The sequence below is a fragment of the Actinopolyspora mortivallis DSM 44261 genome (assembly GCF_000384035.1).
Classification (GTDB): domain Bacteria; phylum Actinomycetota; class Actinomycetes; order Mycobacteriales; family Pseudonocardiaceae; genus Actinopolyspora; species Actinopolyspora mortivallis.
Map to the genome: position 1 here is coordinate 3,886,813 of NZ_KB913024.1, position 14,664 is coordinate 3,901,476.

Genomic DNA, 14,664 nt, shown 5'->3' on the forward strand with positions numbered 1-14,664 from the left:
GTCCCGAATCCCTTGTGACAGTTCTCACCGAGGAACCTTCAACCCGCCCGGCACTGCCCCATACTCTGTCCCGGCACTCCCCGCCGGAGCAGGACGAGGAATCGAGGACGGCATTGCACGAGTCGCTGGAGCCCATCTACGAGAAGGTGGTCGCACGCAATCCGGGTGAGGTCGAGTTCCACCAGGCGGTGCGGGAGGTTCTCGACAGCATCGGCGTGGTGATGGGCAAACACCCCGAGTACGCGCACGCCAAGATCATCGAAAGGATCTGCGAACCGGAACGACAGATCATCTTCCGGGTTCCCTGGCAGGACGACCGGGGCGAGGTCCACATCAACCGTGGTTTCCGGGTCGAGTTCAACAGCGCGCTCGGCCCGTACAAGGGCGGGCTGCGTTTCCACCCCTCCGTCTACCAGGGGATCGTCAAGTTCCTCGGGTTCGAGCAGGTGTTCAAGAACGCACTGACCGGGCTGCCGATCGGCGGCGGCAAGGGAGGCTCGGACTTCGACCCCAAGGGGCGTTCGGACCAGGAGATCATGGCGTTCTGCCAGAGCTTCATGACCGAGCTGCACCGCCACCTCGGCGAGTACACCGACGTTCCCGCCGGGGACATCGGCGTCGGCGGACGGGAGATCGGCTACCTGTTCGGGCAGTACAAGAGGCTCACCAACCGATACGAGTCCGGCGTGCTCACCGGCAAGGGCTGGGCCTTCGGCGGCTCGCACATCCGCACCGAGGCCACCGGCTACGGCAACGCCTTCTTCGTCCGGGAGATGCTGGCCGCCCGCGACGACTCGTTCTCCGGCAAACGCACCGTCGTCTCCGGCTCCGGCAACGTGGCGATCTACACGATGCGGAAGGTGCGGGAGCTGGACGGCCACGTGGTGGCCTGCTCGGACTCGGAGGGCTACCTGCTCGACGAGCAGGGCGTCGACGTGGAGCTGGTCCAGCAGATCAAGGAACGGGAACGCGGCAGGCTCGCCGAGTACGCGGACCGGCGTCCCTCCGGGAAGTTCGTGGCGAACCGGCAGGTGTGGGAGGTTCCCTGCGAGGTCGCCCTGCCCTCGGCCACCCAGAACGAGATCACCGGCAAGGAGGCCGAGGCCCTGGTGCGCAACGGGTGTGTGGCCGTCGGCGAGGGGGCCAACATGCCCACCACCCCAGAGGGGGTGCGGATCTTCCGCGAGGCCGGGGTGGCCTTCGGCCCCGGGAAGGCGGCCAACGCGGGCGGGGTGGCCACCTCCGCTCTGGAGATGCAGCAGAACGCCTCCCGGGACTCCTGGTCGCAGGAGTTCACCGAGCAGCGACTGCGGGAGATCATGGTCTCGGTGCACGACCGCTGCTACTCCACCGCCGAGGAGTACGGACTGCCCGGCGACTACACGGCCGGGGCCAACATCGCCGGATTCACCAGGGTCGCCGAGGCGATGCTCTCGCTCGGGCTGATCTGACGGCAGGCTCCGCCGCACGGTGCTTCCGGCGCCGTGCGGCACCGGTCAGCGGTCGAAACGCCCCCCGCGCACCGCGTTCAGGAAAGCACCGAAGCCGGAGGCGCCCACCACCAGCACCGGGCCGAAGGCACCGAGCTTGCCGTCCCGCAACCCCCGCACACCCCCACAGAAAGCCACCTCGACACAGTTGCCTCCGGCGTCGCTGAAGCTGGACTTGCGCCAAACAGCCGTGGACCAATCAAACATGCGCACCGCTCTCCCGTTCCCGCTGGTCCGGCACCGCGGCCAGTATCTCGGCCGAGTCCGCCCGGGTCGATCCCCCGTGTTCACGACCGTGGTCCCCGCTCGCGGCCCCGCGTGCGGGCGAGTTCGGCGGCGGCCACCGCACCGCGCCGGTGCGCCGGCGGGGGTTCGGCGAGGGTGATCCCCGCCTCGGTGAGCAGCGACAGGTCCAAGGTCCACGCGCGGGCCGAACGCCGTTGCCACAGCGCGAACGCCTCGTCGACGTGGGCCTCGGCCTGTTCGACGCTCATCCCGGTGACCGCACGCAGGTGTTCGAACGCGGCCTCCGCCTGACCACGTACCCGGGCCAGCCCGAAGTGCGTGGTGCGGTGACAGTCGCCGCACAGGCACACCAACCGGCGCAGCGCCTGCACCGAGCGGGTTTCGTCGTAGGACCAGCGTTCGTGGGCCTCCAGCCACCGTCCGCTCGCCCTGTCCTCACCCCGCCCGCAGATCTCACAGCGATGGCCCGCCCGACGCAGCAGCATCCGCCGCAGCCGTTCCCAGTCCCGTTCGGCGACGCAGGAGCGGACGTTGGTGAACCAGCACGAGCTGGGCACGAGATCCACGAACAGTCCGGAACCGAACGTACGGTCCTCGCCCGGCAACGGGTCGGGCACCTCGGGCAACGCCTCCCACGGGCGCAGCGCCTCCATACCCGGACGGGGGGCGTACCACCGCCGGGCCGTCGGGTCCCACCGAGCCCCGGCCGCCTTGGCCCGGTCCTTCTCGCCGTAGGGCACGTCCAGCCAGATCCGCTCCGTCATCTCGCCCCTCGCATTCCGGAACCATCCTCCCCGCCGGGCCGTCGCCGAGAACGGACAGCGGCACCAACCGCACACCGTCTCCGCCGACACCGCTCAGTACGGGCGCTGCCCCTGGTACGGATGAGCCGGGTAACGCGGAGGCATCCCGCCGTGCTGGGGATAACCGGCCCCCGGGTACGGAACGGGACCGCCGGAGGTGAACGGGGATCCGGGCGCACCGTTCGGCGGGAAACCAGCGGACTGCCGTGCCTGGTCCACCAACGACTGTGCTTCCTGTTTGGTGACCTTGCACACGAAACCGCAGAACGTGCACCGCGTGGTTCGCCTGACGTACAACGGCAGCACTGGGACGAAGAACAGCGTGAACACGGTCAACAGTCTGTCGAGGCCGTGCGCGGTCGGGTTCCGGCAGTTCGCGCAGAGCAGCGTCAACACGGCCAGTCGTCGCACCATACGCCGAAAACCGAAGATGATCACGAAGTCAGCCTTCCGACGAGGAACTCGGTTCCTGTTTCACCCCAGTGGGAACACAGCACGTCAGGTTTTTTACCACTTCCGTGTTCATGCTCTCCGAAGGAGCGGGTCGACCGACGGGAACAGGACCGAGCGACCGGCGGGAACCAACCACCGCGAGAGCGGTCAGGCCGCCTTCGTCGCACGTCGCGCACACGGTGGCCCTACTGCGCGCGGCCGGTGGGGTCGCGAACCGTTGAGACGACCTCCGCTCCGCCCCACCGGACAGGAGGACGTCTCGTCCTCGTCCCGCCTGAGTGGCCGGGGACCGAAGACGACGGGAGTGCCCCGGGCATCGGGCTCACGGCATTCGAGCACGAGCTCACCGATACGACACGCCATCGTCGGAACCTGCTTCCAGGGTGGGAACTGTCGGCGGAAAGCACGCGGCTCTTCCGGGCTCCCGCCGTGGGAACAGGTGAAGACCGGAGTGGACGGGACGAACGGCGGCGAACGATTTTCGGGTCCACGCCGTCGGGAGACACCCGCTCGAAAAAACGCTTCGGAGGCTCAGACCGTCGACTCGGCTGCGTGTGTCCCGAACGTGCCCCGAGGCCGGGAACGAAAAAAGGACCAGGCCGACTGACCTGGTCCTTCCGAGGGTGGAGACGAGGGGAATCGAACCCCTAACCCCCGCCTTGCAAAAGCGGTGCTCTGCCGATTGAGCTACGTCCCCGTCCGCGCCGCCGGAGCTGGGGAACCGGGGCACGACAACGGCGCCCGAATCGGTGGCAATCCGACGGATCGACTCCGAAGCAGGGGCGAACCGTGGACTACTCTCAGGCCTCCGCCGTGGCCTCGCGCCACAGGTCGGCCTCCGCCTTGGCCGCACTCTTGCGCCGAACGACGAACAGGACGGCACCGGCAACAGCAGCCAGGATGAGCAGCTTCTTCACTTCGGACGCCTCCTACTACGAACGTATGCCGCCGCCGCGAGAACCGCAGCGGCGGCATGTGTCACGTGGGCCTAGGAGGACTTGAACCTCCGACCTCTTCGTTATCAGCAAAGCGCTCTAACCAACTGAGCTATAGGCCCTGCGTGCGGTCCCTAGATTACACGAGCCGACGATCCCCTTTCAAAGGGGGGTACCCCTCGGCGTGTCCGCCGAAAGAAAAAGCCGTGACCAGCACTTTCCCTTCCGGTGGCCACCGGGGGCACCCCTTCGCTCACTCGCGCTCGGACAGGGTCAGCTCGATGCCTCCCACGAAGTCGGCCGCCACGTTGTAGATGAACCCGGCCACCGTGGCCAGGGCCGTGGTCAACACGATGTTCACCGCCCCGATGATCATCGCCGCTCCGAACACCCTGCTCGGACTGATCAGCGGCTCGGCCAGGGAGTTCTCCGGCTGGGTCAGGTCGCTGAACGTTCCGTTGAGCTGTTCCCAGACCCCCATGCCACCGAGCACCCCGTAGAGCACGGCGACGGCGATCATCCACACGAAGAACAGTGTGATGCTCAACACCAGGGACAGTTTGAGCACCGACCACGGGTCCACCCGGCGCACCTGCAGGCTCGCCCGCCGCGGCCCCCGGTTGGGCCGCCGCGGGTTGCCCTGGGTGCCCGTGCCCCGCAGGCCCACGCCCGAGCCGAACGACACGCTCGAACGCGCCGACTCCGCCGCGGCGGGGCCGTCCTCGGGCGAGTCCGAGTCCCCCCGCAGCGGATGAGGGATCTTGTGGGTGTCCTCGGAGTCGGACCCCTCACCGTCCGGTCCGCGCCGCCCCTGAGCTGTCGTCACCCGGTCCTCCTCGCCGTCCGCGGCCGCGGACGAGCTCGACGAGTTCGGAACACGCTGCCACGGCGGCGCCGCCACCGAGGCGTCGACCTCACTGTCGGAGTCGCTCCGGCCGCCCGCGCTCGTCCCGCTGTCGGCGGTGTCGGTGGACATCCCCTCGGAAACCGAGGTCGCCGTTGTCTCCGTGGTGGTGGTCGAGGTCGTGTCCTGCTCGCCCGTCGAACGGGACTCCGATTCCTGCGGCTTGTCCGAAGATGTCACGAGCGATCCTTCACTGATCGTCGACTCCGCCACGCGGCCCGCCCGCGTGGCTCATTTCCGTTGCTCCGGACCGGCGGCGTCGGGATCGGAGGCCTCGTCCGCGTTCCGGGCGATGGCCACCAGCGAGTTGCCCTCGCCGAGATCCATCAGGCGGACCCCCTTCGTCTGCCTGCCGGCTTTCCGCACCTCCTTGGCGGTGGTGCGGATGACCCCACCGGTGGAGGTGATCGCGTAGAGCTCGTCGTCGAGCTCGGCAATGAGCGCTGCCACAAGCCTGCCACGTTTTCTGTCGTGCTGAATGGTCAACACACCCTTACCCCCGCGTCCCTGCACGGGGTACTCCTCGATGGGAGTGCGTTTGGCGTAACCGCCCTCGGTGGCGACCAGCACGTACCTGTTCTCGCGCACGACCCCCATGGCCAGCAACTCGTCGCCGGAGTTGAAGCGCATACCGAGCACGCCCGAGGTGGCCCGCCCCATGGGGCGCAGCACCTCGTCGCTGGCGTTGAACCGGATGGACTGCCCCTCGGCGGAGACCAGCAGCAGGTCGTCCTCCGGCGAGCACAGCACCGCCCCGACCAGCTCGTCACCGTCCTTGAGGTTGACCCCGATCAGCCCGCCGGAGCGGTTGGAGTCGAAGTCGGTGAGCCTGGACTTCTTGACCAGCCCCTTCTTGGTGGCCAACACCAGGTAGGGAGCGGCCGTGTAGTCCTTGATCTGCATCACCTGGGCGATGTGCTCGTCCGGCTGGAAGGCCAGCAGGTTCGCGACGTGCTGCCCGCGCGCGGTGCGGTTCGCCTCGGGCAGCTCGTAGGCCTTCGCGCGGTAGACCCTCCCCTTGTTGGTGAAGAAGAGGATCCAGTCGTGCGTGGAGCAGACGAAGAAGTGGGAGACGATGTCGTCCTGCTTCAGCGTGGCGCCCTGCACGCCCTTGCCGCCGCGCTTCTGCGCCCGGTACAGGTCCGTGCGCGTCCGCTTGGCATAACCCGTTCGGGTGATGGTGACCACGACGTCCTCGTCCGGGATGAGGTCCTCCATGGACACCTCGCCCTCGTACGGGACGATCCTGGTGCGCCGCTCCTCGCCGTGCTTGTGCACGATCTCCATCAGCTCGTCGCGCACGATCGCGCGCTGCCGCTCCGGGCTGGCGAGGATGTCGTTGAGATCGGCGATGCGCTCCTCGATCTCGGCCAGCTCGTCCAGGATCTTCTGGCGCTCCAGCGCGGCGAGCTTGCGCAGCTGCATCTCCAGGATCGCCGTGGCCTGGTCCTCGTCGATGCCCAGCAGCTCGATCAGCCCCGTGCGGGCCTCGTCGACCGTCGGCGAACTCCGGATCAGGTTGATCACCGCGTCCAGCTGGTCCAGCGCCAGCGACAGGCCACGCAGGATGTGGGCGCGCTGCTCGGCCTTGCGCAGGCGGTACTTGGTCCGCCGCACGATCACGTCGACCTGGTGCCGCACGTAGTAACGGACCACCTGGTCCAGCCGCAGCGTGCGCGGCACACCGTCGACCAGCGCGAGCATGTTCACGCCGAAGGTCGTCTGCAACTGGGTGTGCTTGTAGAGGTTGTTGAGCACGACCTTGGGGATCGCGTCCCGCTTCAGCGTGATCACGATCCGCATCCCGCGCCGACTGTTCGACTCGTCCGAGATGTCGGTGACGCCCGAGATCTTGCCGTCCCGGTGCATCGTGGCGATGGTCTCGATCAGGTTGTCGGGGTTCACCTGGTAGGGAAGCTCGGTGACCACCAGGGCGGGGCGGCCCTTGGCGTCCTCCTCGATCTCGACCACCGCGCGCATCCGGATCGAACCCCGTCCGGTGCGGTAGGCCTCACCGATCGAGCTGGTCCCCATGATCAGACCCCTGGTGGGGAAGTCGGGGCCCTTGATGCGCTCGATCAGGGCTTCCAGCAGCTCCTCGTCGTCCGCCTCCGGGTGGTCCAGCGCCCAGACCACCCCGTCGGCGACCTCCCGCAGGTTGTGCGGGGGGATGTTGGTGGCCATGCCCACCGCGATGCCCCCGCCGCCGTTGACCAGCAGGTTGGGGATGCGCGACGGCAGCACGTCCGGCTCCTGGGTGCGGCCGTCGTAGTTGTCCGAGAAGTCGACCGTGTCCTCTTCGATCTCGGCCAACATGCTCATCGCCAACGGCGCCAGCCGGGACTCGGTGTACCTCATGGCGGCGGCCGGGTCGTTGCCGGGGGATCCGAAGTTGCCCTGGCCGTCGATGAGCACGTTGCGCATGGACCACGGCTGGGCCAGCCGCACCAGCGTGTCGTAGATCGCCGAGTCGCCGTGCGGGTGGTAGTTACCCATCACGTCGCCGATCACGCGCGAGCACTTCACGTAGGAGCGGTCCGGGCGGTACCCGGAGTCGTACATGGAGTACAGCACCCGGCGGTGCACCGGTTTGAGCCCGTCACGGACGTCCGGCAGCGCCCGCGCCACGATCACGCTCATGGCGTAGTCGATGTAGGAGTTCTGCATCTCCTGCTGGAGATCGACCGGCTCGACGCGGCCACCCTCGGGAGGCAAGGTCTCGGTCATACCGTCCTTCTTCTCAGTGAGCTGGTGTAGTTCCCGGGCGGACGATCACTCGCCCACCGCGGTCACACGGTCGTGGGAAATCGGGATCCCGCCCCTCCGCACGGAGCGATGGGCGCCACGGGCGGGGACGTCCCGGGCCTCAGACGTCGAGCAGCCGAACGCCCTTGGCGTTGCGGGTGATGAACGAACGCCGCGCCTCGACGTCCTCGCCCATCAGCACGCTGAACAGCTCGTCGGCCGTGGCCGCGTCGTCCAGGGTCACCTGCATCAGCACCCGGTGTTCGGGGTCCATCGTGGTCTCCCAGAGCTCGTCGGCGTTCATCTCGCCGAGCCCCTTGTAGCGCTGGATCCCCTCCTCCTTCGGGAGCTTGCGGCCCTGCTCGGCACCCTGTTGCAACGCCGCGTCCCGCTCGCGTTCGCTGTAGACGTACTGCGGCTCCGAACGCGGCCACTTGATCTTGTACAGCGGCGGGCTGGCCAGGAACACGTGCCCGTTCTCGATCAGCGGGCGCATGAACCGGAACAGCAGCGTCAGCAGCAGCGTGCGGATGTGCTGGCCGTCCACGTCCGCGTCGGCCATGAGCACGATCTTGTTGTAGCGCAGCTTCGACAGGTCGAACTCGTCGTGGATGCCCGTACCCAGGGCGGTGATGATCGACTGGACCTCGTTGTTCTTGAGAACCTTGTCGATCCGGGACTTCTCGACGTTGATGATCTTGCCTCGGATGGGCAGGATCGCCTGGTAGCGCGACTCCCTGCCCTCCTTGGCCGAACCACCGGCGGAGTCCCCCTCCACGATGTAGAGCTCGCACTCCTCCGGGTTGTTGGACTGGCAGTCCTTGAGCTTGCCGGGCAGGCCGCCGATGTCCATGGCGGACTTGCGCCGCACCAGGTCCTTGGCCTTGCGCGCGGCCACCCTGGCCTGTGCGGAGGAGACCGCCTTGTTGATGATCGTCTTGGCGTCGGCCGGGTTGCGCTCGAACCAGTCGGTGAGCCACTCGAAGGCCGTGGTCTGCACGAAGGACTTGACCTCGGTGTTGCCCAGCTTGGTCTTGGTCTGCCCCTCGAACTGCGGTTCGGAGACCTTGACCGAGATGATCGCGGCCAGCCCCTCGCGGACGTCGTCGCCGGTCAGGCTGCCGTCCTTGTCCTTGAGGAGCTTCTTCTCCTTCGCGTAGGAGTTCACCACCCTGGTCAGGGCCGCGCGGAAGCCCTCCTCGTGGGTACCGCCCTCGTGAGTGTTGATCGTGTTCGCGAAGGTGTACACCGACTGGTTGAACCCACTGTTCCACTGCATCGCGATCTCCACCTCGTGCCCCTCGCCGGAGGCGCTGAAGCTCACGATCTTCTTGTGGATGGGTTCCTTGGTGTGGTTGATGTGGGCGACGAAGTCCTCCAGCCCCCCGGGGTAGTGGAAGACGCGTTCGGAGGCCACGGCAGCCTCGCCCGAGGCGTCCTCGCCAGAGGAGTCCTCGGCCACCGCCCGCTCGTCCCGCAGCACGATGCGCAGTCCCTTGTTCAGGAAGGCCATCTCCTGCAGCCTGCGCGCCACGGTCTCGGCGTCGTAACGGGTGGTCTCGAAGACCTGGGGATCGGCCCAGAAGGTGATCCGGGTTCCCGTACGGTCGGTGCGCTCCCCCCGCTCGGGGGCGGACACGGGCTTGGAGTCCTCGTAGCGCTGGTGCCACACGTAGCCGTCCCGGCAGACCTCGGCCTCCAGCACCGTGGAGAGCGCGTTGACCACCGAGACGCCGACGCCGTGCAGACCACCGGAGACCGCGTAGCTGTCCCCGCCGAACTTGCCGCCCGCGTGCAGCATGGTCAGCACGACCTCCAGGGTCGGCTTCTTCTCCACGGGGTGTTCGTCCACCGGGATACCGCGGCCGTCGTCGGTGACCCGCACACCCCCGTCGGCGAGCAGCGTGACGGTGACCTCGCTGGCATGACCTGCCATCGCCTCGTCCACCGAGTTGTCCACAACCTCCCACACCAGGTGGTGCAGGCCGCGTTCCCCGGTCGAACCGATGTACATGCCGGGACGCTTGCGGACTGCCTCAAGGCCCTCGAGAACGGTGATGGATGAAGCGCTGTATTCGTTCTTCTTCGCTGTCACGGGCCTCGGAGTCTCCTAGAGCCGAATCGCTTGAGTCTGCGGCCTGCGCGGACGGGATCGGCGACGCCGCCGGCGCGGGCCCGGGCCGCACGTGGCCCTTACCGGTGCCCGGCGCGGCCCCCGCGGGAGGGCGACCGGACCGGACCCAGCTCCATTCTACTGGTCGGGCTCACCAGAAACCGCCAAGGACGCCGCTGAATGGCTCACAGAGCCCTCGAAACGGATCAGGACACCTTTACGGGGCGGCGAAACCGAGAGGGGGCTTCTGATTCACACCTGTCGTTCCCGCCTCCATCACGGCGGAACTTCCGCCCGAAAGAACGACAGCACTCACCCGTAGGTGTCACGGGGGCCCCGGCCCGGAACGTGCCGCGGACCCCGGCGCCAGCTCGGCGCGGCCGGACCCTGGACCCGGATCCTCCGAACCAGGTCCCGGCCGAGTCCGTCGGAGACGCGCCGCACGATCTGGCGTTGCAACAACCGCAACTGAGTGGCCCAGGCGGTGGACTCCGCCCGCACCACCAGCACCCCCTCACACAGCTCCACCGGCTCGCTGTGCGCGGCGATCTCCTCACCGACCAGCTCGGTCCACCGGCCGAAGACCTGTCCCCCGGCCAGCCGTTCCGACCAGCCGCGGTCGGCGGCCATCCTGGAGGCCAGCTCCCCCAACGACTGCGGATCGCGGTCGTCGGAGGCGGCCCCCGACCACCCTCGCCTGCGGCGGGAGCGCGCGGGCTCCCCACCGGAGGAACGCCGCGTCGTCGTCCCGGAGCGTTCGCGCACCGCGCGCAGCGCGGCCCGGGCGAGGTCGTCCCCGCCCGCTCCGGATCCCCCGGAGGCGCCACCGCCTCCCCTGCCCCGGTTCCCGGAACCGCCGGAAACCGGATAACCGGTCCCTCCGGAGAAGCCCGCCGGGATCTCATCCGACATGCCACACCTCCCCGTCACGCACGTCGAAACGGACACCGGAAAGCTCGGCCGGGACGTCCTCGGCGACCGCGGCCGTGACCAGCACCTGCTCGGCCCCGGCGACCGAACGTGCCAACCGGGCACGACGTCGGGAGTCCAACTCGGCGAACACGTCGTCCAGGATCAGCACCGGTTCGGCACCATCCTCGGCCAGCAGGTGGTAGGAGGCCAGTCGCAACGCCAGGGCCAACGACCACGACTCCCCGTGGCTGGCATAGCCCTTGGCCGGAAGCCGACCCAGCACGAGTTCCAGGTCGTCGCGGTGCGGCCCGACCAGGCACACCCGGCGCTCCAGCTCCTGCCCACGCCGCTGCCGCAACCCTTCCAGCAGGGCGGACTCCAGGGCCCGGCGATCGGCCCGCCCCTCGCCACCCGCCTCCTCACCCGGGAGATCCACACTGCCGCGGTAGACCATTCCAACCGGGTGTTCCGCCGGGTCCTCGGCGGCGGCTTCCCCCGTGGCCACCTCGGAGTAGCACCGGGCGACGTGCGGAAGCAGGTCGGTGACCAGGTCCAGCCTGCCCGCCAGGAGGTCGGCCCCGTAGCGGGCCAGGTAGCCGTCCCAGACCTCCAGGGTGCGCAGCTCGTCGGAGTCGGGCCCTCCGGGACCGGCGGACTTCAGCAACGCACCGCGCTGGCGGATCACCTTCTCGTACTCCGCCCGCACCCCGGCGTACCGCGGTGCCCTGGCGACCAGCAGCTCGTCCAGGAAACCCCGGCGCTGGCCGGGCTCCCCCCGCACCAGGGTCAGGTCCTCCGGGGCGAACAGCACCGTCCGCAGCACCCCCAGCAGCTCACGGGGCCGGATCGGTGACCCGCGGTTGATCCGGGCCCGGTTCGACCGGCCCTGGGCGATCTCCAGCTCCACCAGCAACTCGCGGTCCTCGTTGACCACCGCGGCCCGCACCACCGCGCGTTCCGCGCCGTGCCGGATCAGTGGCGCGTCCGTGGCCACCCGGTGCGAACCCAGCGTGGCGAGGTAGCCGAGTCCTTCCACGAGATTGGTCTTGCCCTGCCCGTTGGCCCCGACCAGGGCGGTCGCCCCCCGGGACAGCGCGAGGTCCACGTGCTGCCAGGAGCGGAAGTCGGTGAGCTGGAGGTGGCGTACGTACACGGCGGCCCCAGTAGTGCCTCGTTGACTCGGTCGTCGTCGGTGTCCGGTCGCCCCGGGGGGAACCCGGCGTGGACATCCGGCCGACGTCGAGACCGGAGTCGGTTCACTCGTCGCTGGACTTCACCGCGTGACCACCGAACTGGTTGCGCAACGCGGCCACCGCCTTCATCGCGGGCGAGTCCTCCTGCCTGGAGGCGAAACGGGCGTAGAGCGCGGCCGTGATGGCCGGGGTGGGCACGGCGTTGCGGATGGACTCCTCCACCGTCCACCGGCCCTCACCGGAGTCGGTGACATAGCCTTCCAACCGCTCCAGTTCCGGGTCCTCCTCCATCGCCCGGACCAGCAGGTCGAGCAGCCAGGAACGCACCACCGTCCCGTGGCTCCAGGCCCGGATCGTGCCGGCCACGTCGGTGACCACGCCGGAGGCCTCCAGCAGTTCGAAGCCCTCGGCGTAGGCCTGCATCAGCCCGTACTCGATGCCGTTGTGCACCATCTTCGCGTAGTGCCCCGCGCCGACGGGGCCGGCGTGCACGAACCCCTTGTCGCGGTCCCCCTCGGGACGCAGCGTGTCGAACACCGGCATCACCCGTTCGACGTCGGCGGTCTCACCGCCCGCCATCAGCCCGTAACCGTTACGCGCTCCCCACACACCGCCGGAGACGCCGACGTCCACGTACGAGATGCCGCGTTCGGCCAGGAAGTCGGCGTTCTCCCGGTCCTCGGTGTAGGGCGAGTTCCCGCCCTCGACGACCAGGTCCCCCTCGGCCAGCAGCTCCGCGAGCTCCCGGAGGACGCTTCTGGTCGGTTCCCCGTGCGGCACCATGACCCACACGGTGCGCGGCGGCGTGAGCCCTTCCACCATCCCCGCCAGCGAGGAGACGTCAGCGACCTGCTGGTCGCGGTCGTAGCCGACGACCTCGTGCCCACCGGCACGCAGCCGTTCGCGCATGTTGAAGCCCATCTTGCCGAGACCGACCAGACCCAGTTGCACCGAAACTTCCTTTCAACTCCGTTCGTCCCGCGGACGGACCACGGTTTTCACACGGACGTGTCCGCCCGGCTCAGCTCGGCATCCGAACCGGCATGAGCAGGTACAGATAGCCGGGCACGGTCTCCCCTTCGTCGTCGACCGGTTTGAACACGGCGGGCCTGCTCGACGTGGTGAACAACATGCGCGCGCGGTCGGCCTTCAGCGCGGTCAGCCCGTCCTGCAGGTAGTTCGGGTTGAAGGCGATCGTGAGCGGTTCCCCGTCGAACTCGACCGGCAGCTCCTCCTCCGCGCTGCCCTCGTCGTCGCCCCCGGCCGTCAGACGGAGGGCGGACTCGGAGAACTCCAGCCGCACCTGGGTTCCGCGCTCGGCGACCAGGGAGACGCGTTTGATGGCGTCGGTGAGGGCGGCCACGTCCACCACGGCGGAGGCCGCGTGCTCGTCGGGCAGCAGCTTGCGGTAAGGGGGGAACTCCGCGTCGAGCAGGCGTGTGGTGCTACGCCGCGTCGCTCCGGAGAGTCCGAGCAGCCCGTCCGATGAGGCCAGCGAGAGCTCGACCGTGCTTCCCGCCCCGCCGAGGGTCTTGGCCGACTCGGAGAGGGTGCGGGCGGGGACCAGCACGGCGGTGTCCTCGACCGAACCGGCGGGCTGCCAGGACAGCTCCCGCATGGCCAGTCGGAACCGGTCGGTGGCCACCAGGGTCAGCTGGTCGTCGTTGATCTCCACGCGGACCCCGGTGAGCATGGGCAGGGTCTCGTCCTTGCCCGCGGCCACCGCGACCTGGGAGACGGCCGAGCTGAAGGCGTCGCCCGGCACGGAACCGGCCAGTTCGGGCATCTGGGGAAGCTGTGGATAGTCCTCCACGGGCATGGTCGGCAGGCTGAAGCGGGAGCTGCCGCAGGAGATACTCACCCGGGAGCCGTCGACGGTGATCTCGACCGGGCGTTGGGGCAGCGCCTTGGTGATGTCGGCCAGCAGTCGGCCGGAGACGAGGGTGCGCCCGGTGGACTCCACCTCCGCCTCCACTCCGACCTGGGCGGAGACCTCGTAGTCGAAGCCGGAGATGGTCAGTCTGCCCTCGGTCTCGGCATCCAGCAGCATCCCGCCCAGCACGGGAACCGGTGGGCGCGAAGGAAGGCTGCGAGCGACCCAGGAGACAGCATCGGCGAGACCGTCACGTTCCAGACGGATCTTCATGAGTGTCCTTTCGGTTCCGCCCTTCCCGACCGTGGTGCCGAGAAGATCCTGATCGAACGGGATGTGGGTGTACGTGCCGTGGACGGTTGGGGCCGAGCCGTACCCGTGAGCCCCGGTGGGGCGCTGCGCCGGAGACGCTCAAAGCCCGACGGGTCTCCCACGGTAGAGCGTTGGCTGAGCGCGTACTACGTGGGTCCGCCCCTCGGCGACGTCCTCAGCCGGGGCTTGGGAGCGAGCTCGCGCGCGTTTTCTGCTTCTTCTCTTCCCTAGAGAGAAAAACAAGTGGAGTTGTCGTAGTAGGGCCTGTGGATGTTGGGGACAGGCCTCGTTTTCGCAGTTCAGTGACCGTACACCGCTGTGGATGTTCTTGTGGGCAAACTGGGGATGAATCGGCTTCACTGTGGATCGATTTGTCCACAAGCGAAGCTGTCCACAGTTGTGGGGGGTTTGATCCACACTCGCTCCCCAAGTTTTGCCCAGGTTGTCCCCACTCCCTGTGGACAACCCTGTTTAGCTCGATCAGGTTGTGGATAAATCTGTGGACACCTTGGGGACACCTTGGGGAGGGTCTGTGGGCAACTGGGGAGAACTTGTGTACGGCATGTGGGTCGTTTGAGCCCTGTCGCTGGTCATCCCTGGGGACATCCGAAGCTGTGCACAAGCCCACTTCAGGGTGAGTTTCGACCGACTCCACATGTGGAAATTCACATTCGTGTGATTTTTG

12 protein-coding genes and 2 tRNA genes are annotated in these 14,664 nt (G+C 68.2%); 1 reads left to right on the forward strand and 13 read right to left on the reverse strand.

The features are described 5' to 3' along the window. The first annotated feature begins 113 nt into the window (after positions 1-113). The gene (gene gdhA, locus ACTMO_RS0118240; protein WP_019856121.1) at positions 114-1,451 is read left to right on the forward strand and encodes an NADP-specific glutamate dehydrogenase; all 1,338 of its coding nucleotides are present in this window, start codon (positions 114-116) and stop codon (positions 1,449-1,451) included. Between the two features lie 45 nt (positions 1,452-1,496). Here gdhA and ACTMO_RS22620 read toward each other — a convergent pair whose 3' ends face one another. From ACTMO_RS22620 to dnaN, 13 genes are all read right to left on the reverse strand, one after another. Beyond that, entirely contained in the window at positions 1,497-1,697 is a 201-nt protein-coding gene (locus ACTMO_RS22620) for a DUF397 domain-containing protein (protein WP_084792230.1), read from the reverse strand. Between the two features lie 80 nt (positions 1,698-1,777). Further along, complete coding sequence (locus ACTMO_RS0118250) at positions 1,778-2,500, reverse strand: DUF5710 domain-containing protein (RefSeq protein ID WP_019856123.1); 723 nt, start codon at positions 2,498-2,500, stop codon at positions 1,778-1,780. A 93-nt stretch (positions 2,501-2,593) separates the two neighbouring features. Then, complete coding sequence (locus tag ACTMO_RS22625; RefSeq protein ID WP_019856124.1) at positions 2,594-2,977, reverse strand: hypothetical protein; 384 nt, start codon at positions 2,975-2,977, stop codon at positions 2,594-2,596. 639 nt (positions 2,978-3,616) lie between these two features. Next, a tRNA-Ala gene (locus ACTMO_RS0118260) sits at positions 3,617-3,689 on the reverse strand. Positions 3,690-3,792: 103 nt separating this feature from the next. Next, positions 3,793-3,909 carry a DLW-39 family protein gene (locus ACTMO_RS23555; RefSeq protein ID WP_017972653.1) on the reverse strand — a complete coding sequence of 39 codons (117 nt, stop codon included), beginning with the start codon at positions 3,907-3,909 and terminating at the stop codon, positions 3,793-3,795. Positions 3,910-3,975: 66 nt separating this feature from the next. Further along, positions 3,976-4,049: transfer RNA gene (locus ACTMO_RS0118270), tRNA-Ile, on the reverse strand. Positions 4,050-4,180: 131 nt separating this feature from the next. Beyond that, positions 4,181-5,011 (reverse strand): DUF3566 domain-containing protein, encoded by an 831-nt coding sequence (locus ACTMO_RS0118275; RefSeq protein WP_026449378.1) that lies wholly within the window; start codon positions 5,009-5,011, stop codon positions 4,181-4,183. 51 nt (positions 5,012-5,062) lie between these two features. Beyond that, entirely contained in the window at positions 5,063-7,558 is a 2,496-nt protein-coding gene (gene gyrA / locus ACTMO_RS0118280; RefSeq protein ID WP_019856126.1) for a DNA gyrase subunit A, read from the reverse strand. A 139-nt stretch (positions 7,559-7,697) separates the two neighbouring features. After that, entirely contained in the window at positions 7,698-9,671 is a 1,974-nt protein-coding gene (gene gyrB / locus ACTMO_RS0118285; RefSeq protein ID WP_026449379.1) for a DNA topoisomerase (ATP-hydrolyzing) subunit B, read from the reverse strand. A gap of 330 nt (positions 9,672-10,001) precedes the next feature. Next, positions 10,002-10,601, reverse strand: coding sequence for a DciA family protein (locus ACTMO_RS0118290; RefSeq protein WP_019856128.1), 600 nt, complete (start codon positions 10,599-10,601; stop codon positions 10,002-10,004). Continuing rightward, a complete protein-coding gene (recF, locus tag ACTMO_RS0118295; RefSeq protein WP_019856129.1) occupies positions 10,591-11,754 on the reverse strand; it encodes a DNA replication/repair protein RecF in 1,164 nt (387 codons plus the stop codon). Before recF ends, ACTMO_RS0118290 begins: the two co-directional genes overlap by 11 nt. 103 nt (positions 11,755-11,857) lie before the next feature. Then, positions 11,858-12,745: a phosphogluconate dehydrogenase (NAD(+)-dependent, decarboxylating) gene (gene gnd / locus ACTMO_RS0118300; RefSeq protein ID WP_019856130.1), complete on the reverse strand. Its 888-nt coding sequence runs from the start codon at positions 12,743-12,745 to the stop codon at positions 11,858-11,860. 70 nt (positions 12,746-12,815) lie between these two features. Beyond that, on the reverse strand, positions 12,816-13,940 hold the full coding sequence (dnaN, locus tag ACTMO_RS0118305; RefSeq protein ID WP_019856131.1) for a DNA polymerase III subunit beta: 1,125 nt from the start codon (positions 13,938-13,940) through the stop codon (positions 12,816-12,818). Between the last annotated feature and the right edge of the window lie 724 nt (positions 13,941-14,664).